Origin of the sequence: Mucilaginibacter inviolabilis (assembly GCF_011089895.1) — a bacterium.
In the GTDB taxonomy this organism is placed as follows: domain Bacteria; phylum Bacteroidota; class Bacteroidia; order Sphingobacteriales; family Sphingobacteriaceae; genus Mucilaginibacter; species Mucilaginibacter inviolabilis.
In genome coordinates, this window is the sequence record NZ_JAANAT010000004.1 from 449,507 (window position 1) to 472,315 (window position 22,809).

The 22,809-nt window shown below is 40.5% G+C and carries 20 protein-coding genes; 9 read left to right on the forward strand and 11 right to left on the reverse strand.

Translation table 11 applies throughout. The annotated features are described in order from the left end of the window. Nucleotides 1-1,476, forward strand: coding sequence for a RagB/SusD family nutrient uptake outer membrane protein (locus tag G7092_RS25500; protein ID WP_166094036.1), 1,476 nt, complete (start codon nucleotides 1-3; stop codon nucleotides 1,474-1,476). Between the two features lie 85 nt (nucleotides 1,477-1,561). Here the strand turns inward: G7092_RS25500 and G7092_RS25505 are convergent, their stop codons facing one another. The 3 genes from G7092_RS25505 to G7092_RS25515 form a co-directional block, all read right to left on the reverse strand. Beyond that, complete coding sequence (locus tag G7092_RS25505) at nucleotides 1,562-1,780, reverse strand: response regulator transcription factor (RefSeq protein ID WP_202985419.1); 219 nt, start codon at nucleotides 1,778-1,780, stop codon at nucleotides 1,562-1,564. Nucleotides 1,781-1,965: 185 nt separating this feature from the next. Continuing rightward, nucleotides 1,966-2,433, reverse strand: a complete 468-nt coding sequence (locus G7092_RS25510) for a hypothetical protein (RefSeq protein ID WP_166094040.1) — start codon at nucleotides 2,431-2,433, stop codon at nucleotides 1,966-1,968. 70 nt (nucleotides 2,434-2,503) lie between these two features. After that, nucleotides 2,504-3,295, reverse strand: coding sequence for a helix-turn-helix domain-containing protein (locus G7092_RS25515; protein ID WP_166094042.1), 792 nt, complete (start codon nucleotides 3,293-3,295; stop codon nucleotides 2,504-2,506). A 182-nt stretch (nucleotides 3,296-3,477) separates the two neighbouring features. On the opposite strand from G7092_RS25515, the gene G7092_RS25520 reads away from it, so the two are divergent. Together G7092_RS25520 and G7092_RS25525 are read left to right on the forward strand one after the other, a co-directional pair. Continuing rightward, nucleotides 3,478-4,377, forward strand: a complete 900-nt coding sequence (locus G7092_RS25520) for a helix-turn-helix domain-containing protein (protein WP_166094044.1) — start codon at nucleotides 3,478-3,480, stop codon at nucleotides 4,375-4,377. 68 nt (nucleotides 4,378-4,445) lie between these two features. Further along, on the forward strand, nucleotides 4,446-5,060 hold the full coding sequence (locus G7092_RS25525; protein WP_166094046.1) for a YdeI/OmpD-associated family protein: 615 nt from the start codon (nucleotides 4,446-4,448) through the stop codon (nucleotides 5,058-5,060). Between the two features lie 134 nt (nucleotides 5,061-5,194). On the opposite strand, the gene G7092_RS25530 is transcribed toward G7092_RS25525, so the two are convergent. From G7092_RS25530 to G7092_RS25550, 5 genes are all read right to left on the reverse strand, one after another. Continuing rightward, complete coding sequence (locus G7092_RS25530) at nucleotides 5,195-6,658, reverse strand: family 43 glycosylhydrolase (protein ID WP_166094048.1); 1,464 nt, start codon at nucleotides 6,656-6,658, stop codon at nucleotides 5,195-5,197. Between the two features lie 410 nt (nucleotides 6,659-7,068). Beyond that, nucleotides 7,069-8,442 (reverse strand): right-handed parallel beta-helix repeat-containing protein, encoded by a 1,374-nt coding sequence (locus tag G7092_RS25535; protein ID WP_166094051.1) that lies wholly within the window; start codon nucleotides 8,440-8,442, stop codon nucleotides 7,069-7,071. Between the two features lie 225 nt (nucleotides 8,443-8,667). Further along, nucleotides 8,668-9,840 (reverse strand): metallophosphoesterase, encoded by a 1,173-nt coding sequence (locus G7092_RS25540; RefSeq protein WP_166094053.1) that lies wholly within the window; start codon nucleotides 9,838-9,840, stop codon nucleotides 8,668-8,670. A 91-nt stretch (nucleotides 9,841-9,931) separates the two neighbouring features. Next, the gene (locus G7092_RS25545; protein WP_166094055.1) at nucleotides 9,932-10,639 is read right to left on the reverse strand and encodes a hypothetical protein; all 708 of its coding nucleotides are present in this window, start codon (nucleotides 10,637-10,639) and stop codon (nucleotides 9,932-9,934) included. An 8-nt stretch (nucleotides 10,640-10,647) separates the two neighbouring features. Further along, complete coding sequence (locus tag G7092_RS25550; RefSeq protein ID WP_166094057.1) at nucleotides 10,648-11,919, reverse strand: DUF3108 domain-containing protein; 1,272 nt, start codon at nucleotides 11,917-11,919, stop codon at nucleotides 10,648-10,650. Nucleotides 11,920-12,435: 516 nt separating this feature from the next. Here G7092_RS25550 and G7092_RS25555 point away from each other — a divergent pair. From G7092_RS25555 to G7092_RS25570, 4 genes are all read left to right on the forward strand, one after another. Continuing rightward, on the forward strand, nucleotides 12,436-13,431 hold the full coding sequence (locus tag G7092_RS25555) for a hypothetical protein (protein WP_166094060.1): 996 nt from the start codon (nucleotides 12,436-12,438) through the stop codon (nucleotides 13,429-13,431). A 149-nt stretch (nucleotides 13,432-13,580) separates the two neighbouring features. Continuing rightward, the gene (locus tag G7092_RS25560; RefSeq protein ID WP_166094062.1) at nucleotides 13,581-14,732 is read left to right on the forward strand and encodes a glycosyltransferase family 4 protein; all 1,152 of its coding nucleotides are present in this window, start codon (nucleotides 13,581-13,583) and stop codon (nucleotides 14,730-14,732) included. A gap of 126 nt (nucleotides 14,733-14,858) precedes the next feature. Beyond that, complete coding sequence (locus tag G7092_RS25565; protein WP_166094064.1) at nucleotides 14,859-17,309, forward strand: TonB-dependent receptor; 2,451 nt, start codon at nucleotides 14,859-14,861, stop codon at nucleotides 17,307-17,309. 120 nt (nucleotides 17,310-17,429) lie between these two features. Beyond that, on the forward strand, nucleotides 17,430-17,903 hold the full coding sequence (locus G7092_RS25570; protein ID WP_166094067.1) for a hypothetical protein: 474 nt from the start codon (nucleotides 17,430-17,432) through the stop codon (nucleotides 17,901-17,903). Nucleotides 17,904-17,929: 26 nt separating this feature from the next. Here G7092_RS25570 and G7092_RS25575 read toward each other — a convergent pair whose 3' ends face one another. The 3 genes from G7092_RS25575 to G7092_RS25585 all read right to left on the reverse strand — a co-directional run bounded on the left by G7092_RS25575 (nucleotide 17,930) and on the right by G7092_RS25585 (nucleotide 19,776). Further along, nucleotides 17,930-18,205 carry a DUF4342 domain-containing protein gene (locus tag G7092_RS25575; RefSeq protein ID WP_166094070.1) on the reverse strand — a complete coding sequence of 92 codons (276 nt, stop codon included), beginning with the start codon at nucleotides 18,203-18,205 and terminating at the stop codon, nucleotides 17,930-17,932. Between the two features lie 54 nt (nucleotides 18,206-18,259). Further along, complete coding sequence (locus G7092_RS25580) at nucleotides 18,260-19,252, reverse strand: NADP-dependent oxidoreductase (protein ID WP_166094072.1); 993 nt, start codon at nucleotides 19,250-19,252, stop codon at nucleotides 18,260-18,262. 65 nt (nucleotides 19,253-19,317) lie between these two features. Continuing rightward, nucleotides 19,318-19,776, reverse strand: coding sequence for a MarR family winged helix-turn-helix transcriptional regulator (locus tag G7092_RS25585; protein ID WP_202985420.1), 459 nt, complete (start codon nucleotides 19,774-19,776; stop codon nucleotides 19,318-19,320). A 289-nt stretch (nucleotides 19,777-20,065) separates the two neighbouring features. On the opposite strand from G7092_RS25585, the gene G7092_RS25590 reads away from it, so the two are divergent. Both G7092_RS25590 and G7092_RS25595 read left to right on the forward strand, forming a co-directional pair. Next, the gene (locus G7092_RS25590) at nucleotides 20,066-22,345 is read left to right on the forward strand and encodes a glycoside hydrolase family 3 N-terminal domain-containing protein (protein ID WP_166094075.1); all 2,280 of its coding nucleotides are present in this window, start codon (nucleotides 20,066-20,068) and stop codon (nucleotides 22,343-22,345) included. A gap of 87 nt (nucleotides 22,346-22,432) precedes the next feature. Beyond that, complete coding sequence (locus tag G7092_RS25595) at nucleotides 22,433-22,729, forward strand: hypothetical protein (protein ID WP_166094077.1); 297 nt, start codon at nucleotides 22,433-22,435, stop codon at nucleotides 22,727-22,729. Nucleotides 22,730-22,809: the final 80 nt, after the last annotated feature.

Consider the following 22,809-nt stretch of genomic DNA (forward strand, 5'->3'; position numbering starts at 1 on the left):
ATGATAACAATAAAGAAATATAAATATGCCGTTAATGCTGCAGTGCTGGCATTAACCATGGTACTGGGCAGTTCCTGCACAAAGGATCTATTAACACCATCGCCAACTACAAGTATCATTGACTCTAAAGCATTTGAAACACCGGCGAGGATTTTAAGCCAGGTAAACGGATTATATGCAGGTGTTAAAAACGGTCAGTTTTATGGCGGCCGCTATGTAATTTATAATGAGATAAGGGGCGAAGAGTTTATAGTAAATAAACCTAACGGTGTTACTGGTTTGGATACCTGGAACCAGAATGTAAACTCCAATACCAACGAGGTAGTTAATTTATGGAGCGCGGCTTATTCGGCTATTAACCGGGTTAATGTTTTTTTGGTTGGGCTTAATGCCAACCTGTCTAAAGTTGACGCGGCTACCGCTAATCAATATATTGGCGAGGCAGAATTTTTAAGAGCGCTTTCTTATTTTGCTTTGGTACAAACTTATGCCAAACCCTATGTTTTTGACGGTGGGGCAAGTCCGGGTTTGCCGTTACGACTACTGGCCGAAACAGACCTGACCGGTGCCGGAACAAATGACCTGGCCAGAAGCACGGTAGCGCAAGTATATACCCAGATACTAAAAGATCTGGACGATGCGGAGACCAAATTGGGCGCAACCCAGGCCAACGGTGCTTTCAGAGCCTATAAAAACACGGCAATTGCTTTAAAAACACGGGTTTATCTTGCACAGGCTAATTATGCCAAGGTGCTAACAGAGACTTCCAAAATTATTACGACCACAGCACCGTACCAATCGCCTAATGGCGCCAGTAAACTGGAAAGCAGTATTGCTACTGTTTTTACCGGTTCATATAGCGGGGCCGAAGCTTTATTATTTTTACCGTTTACCACTAGTGACGCCCCTGGTACGCAAAATCAGCTGGCGTATTACTTTACCTCGGGGCCGGGTAACGGTGAATATTATCTGAACCCAACAGGTATTTATGCCAATGCTGCATTGAGCGGAACTGCTTCAACGGATGCACGTAAGGGTTTTATTACCAAAGTAGGAACGGTTAATTATCTGACCAAATATAAAACACCTTCACCTTTTACCGATTATGTACCGGTGCTAAGATATAGTGAGGTATTGCTTAATGCAGCCGAAGCTTACGCGCGTACAGGTGATCTGGTTAATGCAACTTCTTTATTGTATGCTGTAAGACATCGCTCAGACGCAGCCTTTACCTTCAACCCGGCAGATATCAGTTCGCAGGCTGCTTTGATCAATACTATACTAACCGAACGGCGGATTGAGTTAGTGGGTGAGGGTTTCAGACTTACAGATCTGTTCCGTACAGGCCAGGCGCTCCCGGCCAAATCCGGGGCTCAGGGAAATTCTCCGGCTGTAGCGGTCACGGCATCTAATTATATCTGGCCTATATCAGGTGTAGAGCTCCAGACCAATAAGCTGATGCAGCCAAATCCTTAATAAATCAATAACACGATTAGAAAAGCGGCCAATGAAACGATTGGCCGCTTTTTATTTACCTGTTAGCAGGGGTCTGTTTTAAAAATCAGTTTGCATTGAGCCACAAAGCATGTGTAGCATGTTTTATCAGCTGCATGGAGTTTTTTACCTCCATTTTTTCGAGTAAATGGCGCCTGTGTGTTTCAACGGTATTAACACTGATAAATAATAGCTCCGCGATATGCTTGGTAGAAAAACCCTCGCCTATCAATGTAAGTACTTCCATTTCTCTTTTTGTAAATGTTCTAACTTTTTCTGTGTACATAAGCATTTATTTAATAGCACATAACTCTCTTTACCGTTTTAAACTCGTAACACGGATTTTGAGAAGTAATAGCACAGTAAATTCGTTAGGATAAGAATCCTTATTAAAAGTGGTGGCTGAATTTCCTTTATTTAATTTACTTCGATGAGGAAGTGAAGTTCGGGTTGGCTGCGCCGGTAATTAAGTTATTTATTCCAAAATAAATAACAGGAAGTAAATACGATCATCTGGATTGGAATATTAATAAACCTGCCCCTGTTGTGATAGTACAACCATTTATCGCGCATTTCCTGCCAGTTTACAGGAAGGTTGTCCGGATTCCATGCATTCATTTCGGGGTTCATGTGTACATTGCTTGTTATAGCGATATAGGTGGAAATTGCTTGTAAAACTATAGCCACAGGAATAAGCCAATAAGCTACAGTTCCCCATTCCTTTCTATTAAAAATTAAAAACAGGATCATAAATCCTATATAAGAAAGTACCAGGACTGGCATTCTTTTACTCATGTAAAAATCTATTGCTTTATGATATTCGGCAAAAGCTTTTCCGGAAACGTTATATTCCCATGGAGCAACCAGGCCCTGAACATACAGACCGAAAAAATAGGAAGCATAAACAACCAGTATCAAAGAAATAATGCGTGTAATCATCTTTTTTAAATATTTTTCACAAACATAAGGCGCGAGTGATTGAAAGACTTAGTAAAAATCCGACATGTTTTTAATAGATAATTGCATTTTTAAAATCAAAATCTGTAGGTACTTCGTTTGTAAACTGCTTAAAATCTCTGAGCAAATGATTATGATCGAAATAACCACAATCATAGGCAACGTGTAGCCAGCTCTGCCCCGGAAAATCAACCTTCCGTTTCATCGCTTGATTGAAACGGGCTATACGGCTATAAAACTTAGGCGAAACCCCCGTTCGTTCCAAAAATTTCCGCTCAAACTGTCGTGAACTTAAACACGCATCATATGCCAGCCGGTCGAGCGAAAATTGATAAAAATTCGGCTGTTTCAGAACTTCATCAATGGGATGACGGTCTACCTTATATGATGTTATTTTTTTGAGCAAATAGCCTTCAATTATTTCAACCATTCTTTCAAAAGTTTCAGCATTTTGAATTTGTTGGTTAACCTGAGTCATTTCGCTACCTAAAACCAGGTTGGCTTCCTCGTGCGAATTTGTAAATAACGTCATGGGAACTCCAAATAGCCGAAAGAAGCCCGCGGGCTGAAGTAGTACCTTGAACATAAGGTAATTATTCGGAATCAGTAAATTATGACGAGAGGTAAACTGTCCGGTTATGATATTATCAGGAAAGTCTGATTTAGATTTTGATTGATCTTGGAAATTGGCTTGCAATTTATCCTTTGGATAAAAATATAGGCAATTTTCAGGAGCAGGGGTTATAGGTAATTCAAGGAGTTGCTCACTATGTGTTAATTGTAGATACCAGTAGGCCCGTACAAATGGTTTCAAAGCTGGATGTGGCTGAGCTGTCAAAAACATAATACCTCTTTACAATTATTAAAAATACATTAAATTATTTAAGATTTAATTATAACAGGTTGTGTGTGGGTAATTTATCAAACAGAGCAACAGGAGCAGGTCATGATAGTAAATCTTTTGTAACCAGTAGGCGGAGAGATTTTCTTTTTTTATTTTAGGATCAATCCTTTTGGGGATTATTTATGGAAAAAATAAAAATCGCTCTCCCTTATTACACAGAGATCAACGATTTCCTGGCTTCAATTCCATGGCCAGGCCGAACGGATGATCCTAACTTTTACTGTTTGCGTTTAAAACAGCTCGACCAGGATTTACAGGTATACCGGCCACCTTTTAAACGGGCATTTTATTTTTTCGCCCTGCTATTCAATTCTGGTAAAATTGAAGTTAACTATGGTGATCATACTATTTATGATCCCGAATCTTATCTCGTCTTTCACTCGCCTAATCTTGTATATAGCTTTGCGCACAACAATTCGCTGGAAGGCTATATTATTTATTTCAAGCCGGAATGTTTTTCATTCTTCAAACCCGATTTCCACCAGCAATTTTCCCTGTTTGATGTGTTATTTACCAACTTGTTTAAGTTTAACCATGCCACATTTAAGCAACTGGCGCCACATTTTGAAGCTGTATTTACCGCTTATGAGCGGTCGGATAAAACGCAGTATATGGAAGCAAGGGTGAAATTGCTGGGCTTGCTCTATTACCTGGAAGATTTTGCATTGGAAAAGAAAAAAGATATCAGCCCGGCAACAACCCAGCAGATCCTGTTGCGTAAATTTATTCAGCTGGTTAATAGCCATTATATTAATAAGCGTACCGTGCAGGAATACGCGGATATGCTCTCGGTTACCGCAAATTATTTATCGCAGTCTGTTAAACAGGTTTCGGGAAAAAATGCTCTCTCGTTTATCACCGAACGTTTAGCCACCGAAGCCAAATCGCTTATTCAATACACCGATTTTGAAATAGCCGAGATCACCTATCTGCTTAATTTTTCAGACCCTGCCAATTTTGGCAAATTCTTTAAAAAACAAACAGGTTTTCCGCCTTCAGCGTTTCGCAAGCAACAGAAGTAATTAAATTAACCTGTTTATCCAACTTTTTAACCAAATGTTTTGGTGCAGGATTAGGTTTCTTTGAGGATATGAAACACGATCCAGCCATAGATGCCTACATAGACAACGCAGCCAATTTTGCAAAGCCAATTCTTAAGCATTGGCGCCAGCTTATTCACAAATATTGTCCCGATGCAGATGAAGCGGTTAAATGGAGTTTCCCTCATTTTGATTATAAAGGCGATTTTATGTGTACGATGGCTGCTTATAAAAGTCACTGCTCATTCTCATTTTTAAAAGCAGATTTGATGACCGATGAACGTCTCAAGGCCAATAAAGATCTTAAACCTATTAAACGGTTTTTAGGCAAGATCACCAAAATGGAGGAATTGCCTGTTGACGAAGAATTTATAAGCATGCTGAAAGAGGCGATGTTATTAAATGAAAATGGTATCAAAATAAAAAGAGAAAAGCCCGAATCTGATAAGCCCAAAGTATTGGAAACACCCGATTATTTGTTGGCAGCGTTAGTAGCTAATCCCCAGGCAAACCAGATTTTTGAAAGCAAATCCAACTCTTTCCGCAAGGAATATATTGTTTGGATCACCGATGCCAAAACCGACGAAACCCGGCAAAAAAGAATCAATGAGGCTTTAGAGTGGATAGCCGAAGGTAAGGGCAGGTTCTGGAAACATCAAAAATAGACTATCCTATAATACTTTTTCATCCGCTGAGTTTGCTGAACGAATATAATAACCAGTCCCGCTCATAATGAGCAGGCCTGGTTATTTCAATGGTTGGTGATAACATTAATTACAGTTTTAGGGTTAGTTTAAATTCAGGGAGCTTCAAATTTCCAAAACTGCGGATCGGCACCGTTCCAGGTCCATGAGCGTACATCGGCACCAGGTGTGGGATCGCCATTAACAATATCGAGTACATTATTTCCTGCCTTTGCCATAATGCGGTACCAGCCTCCTCCTAAAGATTCAATACGCCACTGCTGGCAATCATTTTGAAAAACATCCCAAACCTGGATATTTGCACCCCGATCAATGGTACAGGCATCCAGATCAAGTGATTTGTGTGTGGGTAATTGTGATATGATCTTGTAAAAACCGTTGTTGAGATAAGTCAGATTCCATTTCTGCCCGTCGCAAGTGGTACGGGTCCAGGTTCGTACGTCAGCGTTACCGGTGGCACATCCCGCAATATCAAGATATAAGCCTGCTCCAGTTGTGGTATTTACTTTTGAGCGGATAGCGTACTGACCATCGGGTATAGGGTTGGGTACATAACAAGGCGCTGTGCCCGGCGATTGCGTTACGCCCGAAGTAGTTATATTGATGGGCATGATGTTACCTGCCGAATCAAAAAATAGCCTGTCAATAGCCACCTGACGCTCATCTACATTGGTACTGGTACGCCGGTGGTAAACAAAAAAGTATTCATCGCTGCAGCCAGGCTTCCTGAGTACTGCGTTATGCCCGGGTCCTTTGATGTTATTTATAGGCGATGTGATACGCCCCTTGTTAGTCCATGGACCCATTGGGTTTGATGAAGTGGCATATTCTACATGATAATCATCATTACGGTAATCATTAATAGAGTACATCAGGTAATAAGTGCTGTTCCGTTTAAGCATATACGGGGCCTCAAAATAATTAGATGGCTGATTGTGCCCCCTGGTACCTGTTAGCGATATCATATCGGTATTAAGCTGCTGGATATTGATGGTGGTATTTCCCCAATACAGGTAGGCTTGCCCATCGGTATCTATAAATGCCATCGGATCTATCGGGTCGGTACCATCTCCTGTTGCCAGGGCGCTTCCTTTATCAACAAACGGACCTGTTGGGCTGATACTTACTGCCACACCTATCTTTTTAGCCGCAGTAAAATAAAAATAGTAGTTACCATTACGCGCGCATACAGATGGTGCCCATCCGTCGGTATGTGCCCAACTCACATTTGCCAGATCTAAAACAATGCCTTCATCAGTCCAGTTTAACAAATCAGTTGATGAGTAGGCATGAAACTGGCTGGCGTTTGGTCCGGTGGCGGTGGTGTAAATGTAGTATTTGCCATTGGCGTAAATAATATCAGGATCGGCTGTTGGAACGGGTAAGACAGGATTGCCACTCATTTGATCAATAGCATCTGTGTGTTTGCCCCGGGAGGTTTTTGAACTGTCTGCTTGCAGGCCTGATGTGGTTGCTTTTTTTGTACATGCAGCCAAACTCAAGGCCATAAATACGACATAAGTCAACAGCGAGGCTGCTCTTGTAAATTGATTTCTCATAGGTTTTCAGGTTTATATTTATTCATTGGTTTATGAAGATGGTACTATTTAAAAACGCCATCTTTTATGCCCTGCATATGCACGATCAATAACCAGACATAAGCTGCTGCAGACCCTATAGCAACAATCTTTATCAGAACGGCTTATAAATCTATATTTAAAGAATATTAGGTTGTGTACCCGAAAAGCGATCAGGTGTTATATAATTGTGTTACCAAAATACAGATTCCTGTTCAATAGCGCCTGCACAGATCTTATCATTATTTAGCTAAATCGTCTCATTTTAGAGCGAAAATGCCTTTTGGGTTTTTCTGTGAATAGTCTGTAAATCAGAGCCTTTTGAGAGATATTTAGAATGGATACAAAAGGCCTGCTAATTATTAATTAGCGGGCCTTTTTGCCAGGTAATATCAATATTTAGCAGCGCCTATATCAAAGGCACTGAGAGGAGGGCGTGCATTGCTAAAATAATCAAAACTTACACCATAAGCGGTGGTGTTTTGTCCAGCCTTAATAAGGGGAGATGACGATAATAAATGGAAATTTCCCGCATTATAATTTACATATTTTACATTGTTTACATCGTTAGTGATGTAATTATTTAAAGCGGTGAGTTTAACGCTGGTGCTTTTTCTGATAATGGCAAGGCTTGATCCTCCTGATTGCACAATAACGTTATTGATAACGGTGTTCATCGGTATAGTTTCCGAATTTAATTTTATACCGCCCAATTGAGAATTGATGATGGCATTATTAACAAACTGAAAGTAGGGGCCAGGCGTGTATCTGGAATCGGCAAAAATGCCATAGCTCTTTGAGTTTAGAATATAATTATTGAACACCTGGTTGTTTCCAAGGCCAAGAACAATAATGCCATTACCGGGTGCATTACTGATCAGGTTATTATAACATTTGCCTCCGGTTCCTTCGCCTATTTGTATGCCATTATCCTGATATGCCGAAAAAGGACTCATTCCGGGGTTTACAACCATATTATTGTAGATCTCGCATCCGGAAACAGCGCTGCCAACCTGGATTCCCTCAGAACCGGTAGAATCAACAAAGTTGGCGTATATTTTAGCGTTTACTATATCGTGAGGTAAAACTGTGCCACAGGAAAGAGACACTCCGTCGGCATAAAAAGAATTGCCTATATAAAGACCTTCGCCACCCGTTTTATGAACGTAATTGTTATGAACAAATACATTTTTCATTGTAAAATGACCGCGCCACGTTGCTGGATCGCAGGATGGGTCTGTTTTTGCCATGATACCGGCAAAACCACTATTACAAACTTCAACCCCGGCAATCTCAAAATCTGAGCTCAGATCATCCATGGTCATGCCGATGTTTCCACCGTTTACAACCAATCCATTTTTAACTGAAGCAGTCCCTGTGCCTATTACTTTAAAATTGCTGCAGTTTTGTGTTTTAAATCCGTATGAAGCCGTAACAGATGTAGTGAGAATTGCTTTACCGCCTTGATTAGTAATAATAATGGGAGCTGCTGCCGTTCCTTTAAGGTTTTTAAACAGCAAAGACCCCCGTGTTCCTGCGGGTATAAATATAGTAGCGCCTGCCGGTATATTGGTGCCGTCAACCATCCAATCGGAAGGCTTAACTGTATAGGTAAAGGTAGAAATCGCTTGAGTTTTTATGTTGGAGGAGGCTGCCTCTGTAGTAGGGCTTATTGGTTTTTCAATGTTGTTTTTAGTACACATCGCAAAGGATGATATAGCCAACATACCGGCTATTAAACGGATCAGGTGATCTTTTTTTTTCATGTTTAAATTTTTAGGGGAGGCCGAAAAAAATATATGGGATCCAAAATGGTATCCTATATCAAGCTTTCCAGCCCGGCAAAGTAACTTATTATACGGGGCTTTCAGTATATTGTTACTTAGTTTTTGTGAAAAAAAAGTAATGGTTTATTTATCAATACATCTGAGTTAAATTCAAACAAAAAAGGCCCGCAATTAAGTAATTGCGGGCCTTTTTTGTTTAGGCTGTTAAATCAGGGATCTGCGCTTTAAGGTAAGCACTGCTATTTCGGGCCAGATACCTATGCGGCCTTTTAAACCCAGAAAGCCAAAGCCCCGGTTTACATAAAGGTAAAGACCGCTTTTTTGATAAAGACCAGCCCACTGTTTATAGATGTATTTGATGGGGCTCCATTTAAAACCGAACAGTTCAAATCCAAATTGTGCACCATGCGTATGGCCCGAAAGGGTGAGGTGGATAGGCTGGTGATGACCAAGCGTTACTGCATCCCAGTGCGATGGATCATGCGACATCAGGATCTTGAAGGCCTCGTTAGGCACATTGGCTGTTGCTTTTTTAAGATCGCCATATTTATGAAAACCGCCTTTACCCCAGTTTTCTACACCGATGAGGGCGATGGCCTGGTTATCTTTTTGAATAGGGGTTGCCTCGTTCAGCAATAATCTGAACCCGATTTCCTGGTGTACCTCTTTCAGGCGGGTAAGGTTGGCCTGCTGATCGGCTTTGTTTTCCCATTGCATGTAGTCGCCGTAATCGTGATTGCCCAATACTGAATATTTGCCATAAGGTGCCTCAAGCCCGGCAAATGCCGGTATCCAGGGATCCATTTCGGTGGCCTGGTTATTGACCAGGTCGCCAGTGAACAAGATCATGTCACTTCCCTGGGCGTTTACCAGGTCGAGACCTTTCTGTACGCCACGGGCATCGCTGAAACTGCCGGAGTGGATGTCAGATAGTTGAGTAATCGTAAAACCGTCAAATCTTTCGGGCAAATCGTCAAAAAAGAGCGTTTCCCGGCGCACTTTATAATAATGCCGACCACGCGTGATACCAAATAGCAACAGCCCGAAAAACACGGCCGCCACTACTAATACAAACTCACTCACACCATAACTGCGGGGAGGAAAGCCCCGAAACAGACGGGTAAAATCTTCCAATACCAATACAATAGAACTGACCAGCTTGGGCACAAAAGATAACAGCATCAGGGCCATTAGCCAGGATACGAGTTTCGTATTCCGGGTAAATGCACTGTATATAATGGTACCGGCCAACAAGGCATCAAATAACCAATAAGCCAGGTATATGGATGTATTAGCAGTAAGCGTTGCAACTGCCGAAAAAAAGTAAATATCAATAATGAGCCATAAAAGGATAATGGCAGGGATTCGTGTTTTCATATATCGCTAAGACGATCGAGCCTCCAGAAGATTTTAAAGAGCTCAACATCATGGCAATTGGATGACAAAAAGGAGAGTAACTGGTTTACTCCTATAATTTTCGTTTAGCTTCGGGTTGTGCTTCTCGTTTTGGCGGTAGTTCAATAATTAATTTACCGAATTGTTCTGAAAGCGAACTATGCATTGAACTCATTAATATGACATATAAATTGGTAAAACCCCAGGCAGCTGTATAATATTCCAGCGTTGCCCCATAATAATTTTGTATTTTTTCAGATTTCACCGAAACGTTTGTCCCATATTTTTTTTTCAGGATTTCAAATATATTGTTCGCATCACCAGTGTAAATTACAGAGTAAACGGCAAGTAATTTGGAATCGCCAACAGTTGCATCAAATGTTCCCAAAGGGCACATTTCCTTTGCGGGAGCATCTGATGGTGCAAATCGAATGGTAATTTCTCCGTCGCTAAACGCTGGAAGCGGATTCAATTGCTCGCTTTTTTTAACCGTATATTTATCTATGTCTTTACGTTCAAAGCATGTGCTGGCAACGGGTTGAAATTTTCCCTGAGTATATTGATACCCTTTAAAGTGTTTTATACTAAAAACTCCGGAATTACCTATCGTTTTTGATTCAGCAATCTGGCAGGGGCATTCAGGAATGGTTAATTTTTCGCCCAGCGTAAATCCGAATACCGTTACATCCGGCGCGGTTTGCGCAGAGCTAAACAACGAATGAGCAGATAATAAAGTGACGATTAAAATTATTCGATACATGTTTTTCTTTTTAAAAGGCATTACAGATTTTACTGTTGTGTTTGCTTTAATTTAACCACTGCGGTTTCACCATCTTGTTTTATGGTTACCACTTTTTGGGCACTGGCTGTCATGAGCACGTTAAAGTAATGTGTAGTTGTATTTGTATTAGTGCCCTGATATGTTCCATTGATATAAGTATCCGTGTAGCCTGTAACTTCAGTTTGGGAAGCACCATGCTTCATGGTAAATTGTGTTATCAGTAGATAGTCGCCAGGCATCAGATTGGTAAATTCAAAATGCCCTTCATTATCAGATATTTTTGTTGTTTTGATACATTGGATTGCTGACATGGGCAGCGGTGCGGATTTTCCTGTTTTGCTGGCTTTTTTATTTTGTTCATACCACTCCTTAAAAAAATCGGTATATGGGATTAATATTACAGCTGTACCCATTTGCGCCACCTGCTTTTTATTGAGATTTATAATAGCTATGCCTTTTATAGCTGCATCATTTTCCCGGGCAAAGGCTTGCCCCGAAATTACAGATTTACCTTCCGTTATGAGTTTAAGGGTTTCTTTTTTGTCAAATGTGCTATGATACGGGTTGTAATCATCCTCATTATTAACGGCTGAGAAAATCATTTTGCCACCTATTTCAACATCATAATGCCATAATCTGCGAGTATCTTTATCAAGATAATAAATGTATTTGCGCTGCTCGCCGTTTGGGGTAATAGCTGTCATGCTAACTTTCCATACATTACGATTGCCATAATGGATACTCGCATAGGTGTCATTTTCCACATCACCAATAGATGCTTTTGAGATACTCGATTGGCCATTAGGATTGTAATTATAAACATTGAAATTTTTTTTGAACCCTGCCGAAAGCGGAAGTTTAGTAAACATATAGTCAAGCGAACTGCCGTCAATTAATGGCAGATTTACCGGATCCTTTATAGCGGTATTTTTTTGGGTCCGTTTATCAATATAATAGCCGGTAATTGCATTGTTACCAAAATGAAGCTCATAGTTATGATCGGAGTTAACAGACGCATGGTAAATAGGGGCGAGTGTAGATGCATCAATTATACTGGTATCTGCAACATCATTCTTTTTTGTGAGCGGGTTAATCATGGCCGTATAAACTGCTACCTTATTTTTGCCTGTATCGATTTCTACCGATTGGGTTAACGCGATGGTAGTTTTGCCTGCCAAAAAAATGGACATGCTATAATTCGTCATTTCTTTTAAAGATTGGGCAAATGCTGTAACATTTATTCCCAACAGTGTAATTATAACAAATAGTACTTTTTTCATTTTATGTTGCTTTTTGCATACCCGCGGGAGTTGTCCATTACCATTCGCAAAGCAATTTCTTTTCGACAAATTCACCTCACTCATTTCTTATTTTTGAAGGTATACTAAAATCCAATCATTAGTAATACCTAAAAATTGGTATTTTAAGAATAAGATATGCAGCCCTGCTTTACTAAAGAAAACACCTGTTCTGGCATTGCTAAAATTATAGCAAACTGTGGGCAGAATGTGATATGGGATCTGTTTTGAATGTAATTCAAGTAGGTATTAACAATAGTTGATAAAATATTAGAATTTGATAAAAAATAGGCCGTGAAAATTATAGAAACCTCTAGGTTAAGATGATATTTTATTATATTTGGTAGACCTGAACGACGTATATGATCAATTTATCACAATGCAAGTACCCCATCTTCCTGAAATCTTCAATAGCGGAAAAATATCTGTTAAAGAAAGCCGAATGAAAACACTTATAAAACCTTAATCCAATTAAACTAAACCCTTCTTGATTAAACCATGAAAAAAGTAAGTCTCACTATTGTTGCAATACTGGGTATTGCCCAATTTTCCCATGCTCAATGGACAACTAATGTTAACAACGTTTATAATACCAATACAGGCAATGTGGGTATTGGAACCAACAACCCGGTAGCAAAACTGGCCGTTTATCAATCTACAGCTTTGGGCAGTGTTGTCAAAAATAATCTGTTACTGAGCTCAGTTGGTGGGTCGGCAGCAAATAACGTTCAGAATAACATATGGCTGGTAAGAAATGCGGCAGGAAGCGACTTTACTACGGCCAGATTACATGATGGTATATCGATAGATGGTTCTTTTATGACCCCGCAGACCGACACCCGCACATGGTGGGAGCGCGACCCAACAGGGGATGTGCAATCCTGGGGAACAGCGGCCAACACTTACCTAACGATTAAACAGGGTAACCTGGGTTTAGGAACATCTACCCCGGCGGCAAAGCTGGATATTACAGTCAGTAGTTCCAATTTTACCAATAACATCAAATTCGGCGATGCTAATCCGGGATATTTAGCAGCGGGAACAACCGGGATATTTATGAGCAATAATGTAGGCAGCCCGGTATTTACGGTATTGCATACCGGCAATGTAGGTATTGGACAAACCAACCCGCAGAATAAGTTGGATGTAAATGGTACTATTCACTCAAAATCTGTAATAATCGATCTGAACGGATGGGGCGATTATGTTTTCAAAAAAGATTACCGCCTGCGTCCATTAAGTGAGGTAAAGGAGTATATAGACCAGAACCAGCATCTACCAGAAGTGCCATCCGAACAGGAGATGATCAAAAAAGGGCTTGATGTGAGTAAAATGAATACGCTGCTGATGAAGAAAGTGGAAGAATTGACCTTGTATTTAATAGAAAAGGATAAAAAAGAGCAAGAACAGGAGCAAATAAACAAAGATTTAAAGAATCAACTGAAAGAGCAGGCGTTGAAGCTGGATGAGCTGAGTAAGTTACTGCACAAGTAATCTAATTAATAATCTGGGAAGCGATAAAGACAGGCCCTGATCCTACCTGGTGATGCATTCTGAGTGAGGCTCCCAATGTATTAAGTTTAATACATGTAGGATAAGTTATTTTATAACTCGTCATTATTAAATTGCGTATAAGTAAATATATGGCCGACGAGATTTTCAAAAAAACGGATGATAATAAAAAGATTGTAATTATTGCCAATTTCGCTACCGACCGGGTTAATGGGGCGTATAATGTGATTGAAAATATTGCTGTCCATACCAATCAACTTGGTTATAAATGCGAATTGTGGGGGTTAAGTACCGAAATAGATCGGAATGATTACCCTTTTTATGTTCATTTTAATGATAGTTTGTTCAGCTTCAAAGTATCAGAGGGGTTGAGAAATAAATTGACAGCCGATCGGGATTCCATTATCTGTGTTAATCTTCATAGTGTTTTTACGCCTATAAATATTGGTATAAGCAAGGTTGTTAAATCTTTAAATATCCCATTATGTGTAACCCCGCAGGGTGGCTATCATGATTATTCATTTCAGAGAAACTACCTCAAAAAGAAATTGTTCCTGCTGCTTTTTGAAAAGAGCTTTTTAAGACGAATGAATTACTTTTTTATTCATGGAAAACAAGAGGCCAATTTTATTGGGCGTTATTCATCAAAACCCTGCTATTCGCTTTTAAATGGGTTTCCTGAGGGCAAGATCAAAAAATCAATATATAATCACTCTGATATAAGATCCGGTCAAAAACTAAAATTGTTGTTTTTGGGCCGGTTGGATCCATTGCACAAAGGATTAGATCTGCTGATAGAAAGCATGAGCCATCTTGGGGACATCGATGTAGAATTAACATTAATAGGCCCCCGATTTACCGAACCCTCATATAACTATTTACAGGAGCTTATTAGTAAGCTGAATTTAACAGAAAAAGTTAAACTTAAGGAGCCTGTTTACCAGCAAACAGAAAAAGAGGAATTATACTCCACCCATCATTTATTTGTTCATACCTCCAGATGGGAAGGGATGCCTACGGGAGTAATTGAGGCGTTGTGCTATGGTATGCCGGTACTGGTGTCAAAAGGTACAAATCTGGGCGATATTGTAAAAAAAGAACAATTTGGCCTGGTTGTGGATGAGCTAACGCCTCAAGGGGTGGCAGCCGCGATAGCCAATATCAGTAAAAACAAAGAGAAATTGAACGAATTTTCTCAAAATGCATACACTAAATCACCTCAAATATTTAACTGGAATAAAATTGCAGAACAATATGTAGAGGCTGTTTTATTAAACAAATAAAGGTTCAAAACCTAACCAAACGATTTAAGATAGGGGTGTTTTTTTTTATAACCTTACCATTGGCGTTTGTGCAAAAAAATAATAACAATTCTGTAACGATTTTAATGCAATCGATGTCTTGTAGGCATGAAATTACCGTCCCTAATTTTTTTAACCTTCTTTACATTATTTCTGTTCAATTTTGCCGATGCTCAAACAAAAGGCGGTAGCATTTCGGGAGCGGTATTGGATGATGCCAGGAAACCACTTGATGGGGCAACCGTGATTTTACTTACGGCAAAGGATTCGGTTGTTTTAAGTACCAAACTGGCTAATACGGATGGCAGTTTCGCCTTTCAAAACTTAAAAGATAACACCTATATCATCAAGACATCTTATATAGGTTATAAAAATTACAGGAGTGAGCCTGTGCCGGTGAATGGGCAAAAAACGGTTAAACTACCACCCTTTATATTATCGTCAATTGGGAAAAAGTTAGATGAAGTAACTGTAACTGCCCAAAAATCATACGTACAGCAAAAGATTGATCGTACCGTAGTTAATGTTGGGGCGCTGATATCCAACACAGGTGCCAATGCTTTGGAAGTACTGGCCAAGACTCCGGGTGTGCTGGTAGATGCCGATGGTAATATTACCTTTAAAGGGAAAAGCGGTGTAATGGTGATGATTGATGATAAACCTACCTACCTTTCGGCCGCGAATCTGGCAACATACCTGCGCTCTCTGCCATCCTCAGCATTGGATCAGATAGAGCTGATGGATAATCCTCCGGCTAAATATGATGCCGCAGGAAATGCGGGGGTAATCAACATCAAAACCAAAAAAAATACCACCAGGGGGTTTAATGCTGTGGTATCGGCAAACTTTGCCCAGGGTTTTTATGGCCGCACAAATGAGAGCATCAACTTTAATTACCGTATAGACAAGGTTAACATTTTTACCAATGTTGCTTATAACAAGCAGAAGACCTTCAGAAGACTGGAAATAGACCGGAATTATTTGGATGCGAACGGCGATCTGACCTCTTCTTTAAAAGATATTTCCTACTTCAGACCCTCCAGTAACAATACCAATATTAAAGCGGGCTTAGATTATTTTATATCGCCAAAAACAACCTGGGGAGTAGTGCTCACCGGTAATATATCCCGCGATCATGACAGCAGTCCGGTTTACAGTTTACTATATGATAAAATTGGTGGCTTGGATTCTACCGTTAATTCACTTAATACCTCCAAAAATAAGTTCGATAGTAAAGGTATCAACCTAAACTACACTCACAAATTTGATAGTACCGGCAGGTCTCTTACCTTTGATCTGGATTACATCCACGATGTATCGGGCAGTAATCAATTGTTTGTAAATAATACTTTCTTGCCCGATGGTACTTTAACAAATTCACAGACTATAAGTGACAATTTGCCTTCTACCATTAATATTTACTCTGCAAAAGCCGATTATACTCATCCGCTGAAAGGCAAGGCAAAACTGGAGGCCGGTGTTAAGAGCAGCTATGTTAATACGGATAACGCTGCCAATTACTTTAACGTGATTGATAATGTAAGCACTATTGATTATAACAATACCAACCGGTTTTTGTACAAAGAAAATATAAATGCCGCTTATGTTAATTTCAATAAAACCTTTGGCCGGTTTTCATTACAAACAGGCCTGCGGTTAGAGAACACCAATGGCGACGGGCACCAGTTAGGGAATGGGCAAAAGGGTGATTCATCATTTGTTAAACATTATACTAATCTGTTCCCAACAACTTATTTTTCTTACAATCTGGATACCGCAGGCCATAACGTGTTGGTTGCTTCGTACGGCCGTAGAATTGGGAGACCGAGCTATGGAAGTTTAAATCCTTTTACTTTTTTTGTAGACAAGTTTACCTACTTTTCCGGCAATCCCTTTCTGAAACCACAGTTTACGGATAATTACAAACTGGCTTATAGTTTCAAAAGTTTATTTACAGTAGCGCTTGCCTATAATTACACAACCGATGTCCAAAATGAAACTATTCATAAAAACGGTAATGTATTTGTGAGCACTACGGGTAATATAGGGCAGCAGAAAACCTGGGATCTTTCGGTTAATAGCAATCTTCAGCCTACCAAATGGTGGTCGGTTAACTTATACGCCGAGGAATATAATAATACTTATCAGGGACAATTTTACACGGGTTACCTCCACCAATCACAATATACTTTTAGTGCCAATGGCAATAATCAATTCACCTTGTCAAAAACATGGAGCGCTGAGTTAAGCGGTTGGTATAATAGTGGGGGCACTTATGGGCAGTTTGTTTCTATACCTACAGGTATGGTTAATATTGCCGTTCAGAAAAAGATATTGAACAACAAGGGTTCAATCAAGTTAAACATGCGCGATGTTTTTAAATCATTTAGTCCAAGCGGTGCTATTACCAACATTGCAGATGCTACCGCAACCTACCACAACTTTGTAGATACACAAGTGGCCACCCTGGCATTTACCTACAGTTTTGGTAAATCGACTAATGTGCCGCATAAGCGTGACACCGGTGGTGCCGAAAGCGAACAAGGCCGGGCACATTGATTTTAGTAGTTATATAGTTTGATTTTATCCGTTCATCTTAGCTTTTCCCTGGAGAGGTTGTTATCAACGATAATGCTGGCAAATCGCAAATAATCGCAATTTTTTGCGAAGTTTGTGGTAATGACGGAATTGAATGAATATGAGTGTGAAATGTTGGATGCTATGCTGGAAGCTTTTGGTATACCAGACAGCCTGACACGCACGCAATTACTCAAACTTTTTGACGGGGACGAAGCTACCGCTTTTGCCATGGTGCAAATATTGACATGGGAGGGGTTGATCAAGGAGTCGGGCAATCATGGCGATTACGAACTGCCGGAGAAACTGATATTGAAGCCAAAAGGCGAGAAGTTTCTTAAAGATGGCGGCTTTAGCCGGCGTTACCAGTTGGAGCAGCAAAAGCCTGTGGAGGTTGGCGGCACGTTAGTTAAATTACAGCAGCAAAATATGCGCCTGCAAACCGAAAAACTGGCTAACCAGTCGGAAATTTCCCGTCTTGAAAAACAAATCAATAGCTACCGCACCCGGCAATATATTTGGTGGGCGCTGATCGCTATTGCTTTGATCCTGGGCTACTGGCTGGGCCATCGTTAGGAGCGTTCGCCCAGGAATTAATATATTTAATTAACAGGCTCAACGCCTTTTTCTGTATCGTCGCCGTCCTCCCTTTCTACGGTGATAGTACATTCGGTCACCAGGGCAGCCAATGTACCCACAGCAGCAAATACCGGTGCCAGTATAACCCCCAGTAAACCCACGCTTAAAGGAAAGCTCATGAGTTCCTTACCGCTCTTGTCGTTAATTGTTATCCGGCTCACATTACCTTCATGAACCAGTTCTTTTATTTTTCCCAGCAGGGCTCCGCCACTGATGGAAAATGATTCTTTTTTACCCATTTGCAGAAATTTATAATTTATTGATTGGATGGTAATCAGCAGTTTTTGTTACAATTAAACCTTCACGATCATTTTGCCCTCGTTCCTGCCTTCAAACAAACCAATAAAAGCCTCCGGCAGGCGGTCAAAACCATTCAGTATAGTTTCAGAATACGTTATTTTTCCTTCGTTTAACCAGGAAGATAACCTGGTGATGCCTTCTGGGAATTTTGATGCATAGTCTGCTATTAAAAAGCCCTGAATGGTGAGAAATTTATAAACAACTAGTGGTAATAAGCTCGGACTTATTTGTTCTGTGGTATCATTGTAGTTTGATATGGAACCGCAAACCGGTATCCGGCCATATTTATTTATGTTGGCAATTACCGCATCGGAAATGGCGCCGCCAACATTATCAAAATAAATATCAACTCCGTTAGGGCAAGCCTTTGCTATGGCCACTTTCATATCAGGGGTAGTTTTATAATTGATAGCGTCATCAAAGCCGAATTTGGTTTTCAATAATTCTACTTTTTCATCTGTACCGGCAACGCCAATCACCCGGCAACCCATTAACTTACCTATCTGCCCGGCTATACTTCCAACAGCGCCCGCAGCACCCGAAACAACCAGTGTTTCGCCTGTCTGGGGTTTACCAATCTCCAATAATGCAAAATAGGCTGATAAGCCGGTTATCCCTAAAACACCCAGGTAAGTGCTTAAAGGAGCCAGCGTTGAACTTATTTTAATCAGCCCTTCTCCGTTGGATACCTGGTATTCCTTCCAATCAAGATACTGTTTCACATATTCGCCCTTGCTAAAGTCTTTGTTCCTTGATTCTACTACTTCGGCAATGATCATTGACGATAGGGGGGCGTCGAGTTCAAAACGTGGTGACTTTGTTCCTGACATTTTACCCCGCAGGTACGGATCGATGGATACATACAACGTTTTTAACCATATTTCACCAGGGCCAATTGGAGGCATAGGTTCTGTTATCAATTTAAAATCACTTGCTACAGGCATCCCTGATGGCCTGCTGTTTAATATAATTGTTCTGTTATTCATGATAATATAAAATAAATTATAAGTCATGGATTTATATTCCATGGATTATATATGATTAAATTTTTTTACTTTCTTATTTTTTCCAAAAGATCATTCAGCAGATCTGCTTCTTTATCATTAAGGCCGTAATGAATTTTATCAAAAAGCTCACGGCCTTTAACCGCAGCCTTTTCTCCCTCTGGGGTTAATTTGATATATACCACCCGCTGATCAGAATGCGCCCTGTCCTTTTGAATAAAACCCTTATCCATCAGTTTATTCAGCATTCTGGATACATTGGGCATACGATCAATTAAACGTTCCCTGATCAGATTTACGTTTGCAGTATGATTCGGCTGACCTTTCAAAATGGTTAACACATTCAATTGTTGTAATGACAGGTCAATAGGCCTTAGTGCAACAGCTATTTCGTTCAGAAGCCAGTTGGCCGTAAAGATGATATTCATCCCGGCTCTATGCTGTGGAGCATTGAAATGCTGCTGTTTTATCTCTTCTTCTATTTTCACACTACAAATATATACCATGGATGGTAATTTTAACCTGTCAGTTAACCACTCTTTGCAGCATTTACCATAGACTGACATTTTTAAGGCAAGCATATTACCGGAAATTATATTTGATAAAACCTTTTACTATTGTACTTTCAATATTTTTACTATTTTCGCAATCGATTGTAAAAGCCTTTTAATATATTCTCAATTACCCCGTTGATATGATGCGATTACTTTACAAAATAGATGGTTCAGGCATTGTTGTCAAACGATTTTACAGTTCATTCATCCTCATTTAATCTATATCTCTAATTAATTTCTGATGAAAAAAACATTTGCTCTGATCGCTTTACTAGCTTTAGTAGCCGGTCCATCTTTTGGCGCTTTACATCCTAAAACAGATACGCCTTTATATAAAAATAGTAAGGCTGCCATTCATGATAGGGTGGAGGATTTGCTATCGCGGATGACCTTGCAGGAAAAGATTCAGCAATTGCAAAACCGGGCTTCGGGTGGTGCCGCCGATATCGAGAATATTTTCAAAGGTAACAGCTACGGTTGTACCCATGAAATGAACAGGACAGCAGCTGAATGTGCCGATATGTATCAGAAACTGCAAACCTATATGCTCACCAAAACCAGGCTGGGTATACCTATCCTTACTGCAGCCGAAGGCATTGAAGGTATATTACAAAATAATTGTACTATTTACCCGCAAGCATTGGCGCAGGGCAGTACTTTCAATCCCGCTCTGATTCGGAGGATGACGGAAACAGCTGGAGCCGAAGCCAACGCCATAGGTATCCACCAGATTCTTTCGCCGGTGTTGGATATTGCAAGAGAGCTGCGATGGGGGCGTGTTGAAGAAACTTTTGGCGAAGATCCGTACCTGATAGCCGAAATGGGCGTAGCCTTTGTTAACGGTTATCAAAAATACCCTATTACCTGTACCCCAAAACATTTTATGGCGCATGGCAGTCCTTCGGGTGGTTTAAATTGTGCAAACGTAAGCGGTGGTGAACGGGAGTTGCGGAGCCTGTACATGTATCCCTTTAAAAGGGTTATAGCTGAAACCAATCCTCTATCCGTAATGTCATGTTATAGCTCGTATGATGGTGTGGCGCTTTCTGGCTCACATTATTATATGACCGATATATTGCGCGGAGAGCTTGGCTTTAAAGGGTATGCCTACTCTGATTGGGGATCGGTTGATCGTTTGCAGACCTTTCATCATGCTGTTGAAACCCAGGAAGACGCCGCGAAAATGGCTTTAATAGCTGGTATTGATCTGGATGTCGATGGCGCTTATGAAACCCTGGAAAGAATGGTAGGCAGCGGTAAATTAGATAAGAAATATATCGATCAGGCGGTGAGAAGAGTTTTAACGGTGAAGTTTACCCTGGGTTTGTTTGATCATCCCTATGGCGATCCGGCCAAGGTGAGCAAGATGGTTCACAGTGCTGCGAATATTGCCATGTCTAAAGAAGTTGCTGACGAAAGTGCCATTTTGGTTAAGAATAGCAATAATATTTTGCCTTTAAATCTGTCCAAATACAAATCCATAGCAGTGGTGGGCCCTAACAGTAACCAAACCATTTTTGGCGATTACTCCTGGACGCAAAGAGATACCAAAGAAGGTGTAACCCTGCTGCAAGGCCTTAAAGATGTTATCGGCAATAAAGCTATTATCCGTAATGTAGAAGGCTGCGACTGGTGGAGCCAGAACAAAACCAATATTCCGGAAGCGGTGAAGGCTGTTGAAGCAAGCGATCTGGCCATCGTGGCTATCGGTACGCGCAGTACGTTTTTGGGTCGTAGTCCTAAATATTCTACTGCAGGCGAAGGATTTGACCTTTCATCATTGGAACTACCCGGTGTACAGGAAGATCTGCTGAAAGCGATAAAAGCTACGGGAAAGCCTATGATTGTGGTGTTTATATCGGGTAAGCCGCTGGCTATGCCTTGGGTAAAAGATAATGCCGATGCTGTGCTTGTTCAATGGTATGGCGGTGAACAGCAGGGCCGTACATTGGCCGATATCCTGACCGGAGCTATAAATCCGTCAGGCAGACTGAATATTTCCTTCCCGAGGAGTACCGGCAATACCCCATGCTTTTATAATCATTATGTAACCGACAGGGAAGAACCGTTTGATGGTCCGGGTACCCCCGAAAAACCTAATATGCACTACGTTTTTGACAAACCCGAGGCTGTCTGGAGCTTTGGTTATGGCTTAAGCTATACCAATTTTAAATACGTAAGCTGTTCCCTGGCCGATTCTGTTTTTTCGGCAGCAGGCGGAACTATTAAAGTAGAGGTAGAGGTTGAAAATACAGGCACCCGTGATGGGAAAGAAGTAGTGCAGCTGTATGTGCACGATAAATTCAGCTCGGTGGCTACGCCGGTAAAACAGCTTAAAGCGTTTAAAAAGCAATTGATCAAAGCAGGCAAACGCGAAAAGATCACGCTTACCGTTCCTGTTTCAGAATTGGGTTTGTATAACGAAAGAATGCAGTATGTGGTTGAGCCTGGCGAATTCGAAATCCAAATTGGCAGCGCATCAGATAATATTCATTTTAATAAAACAATCACGGTGAAATAAAAAGATGTAAAAGGGCATTTCCTTCCTTGCTCAAAGGGAAGTGGTCTTTGTTTGCTGATCATTTACTTAAAATCATTATTTTTACTTATGTTTTTTGAAGTACATTTATACTCAGGGACGGTCCTTATCACAGAAAAATCGAAGACAAAATATCTAATAGGAGATAAACATGCGTTTTTGCTTTATTTAAGAGCAGACCCCAATGCCGAATATAATCAAGGCGACGCCGAGAAAATTATTTTCGAACTGGGATATGACAAGATTGAGTTTTCAAGAGTTGGAAAAGTAAGCCCTGAAAAAGCAGCTGTTAGCAATAATAAAATATATTATGACAACGCTATTGAAGCTGGAGCATCATTCGTGTTGTATTCAGCCCCAATTTAGATTGCATGATATTGCTGTTTGTGGCAATGTTATAAAGACCAGCGTTTACTATCGGGTAATTAAACGTCGTATCAAGGACA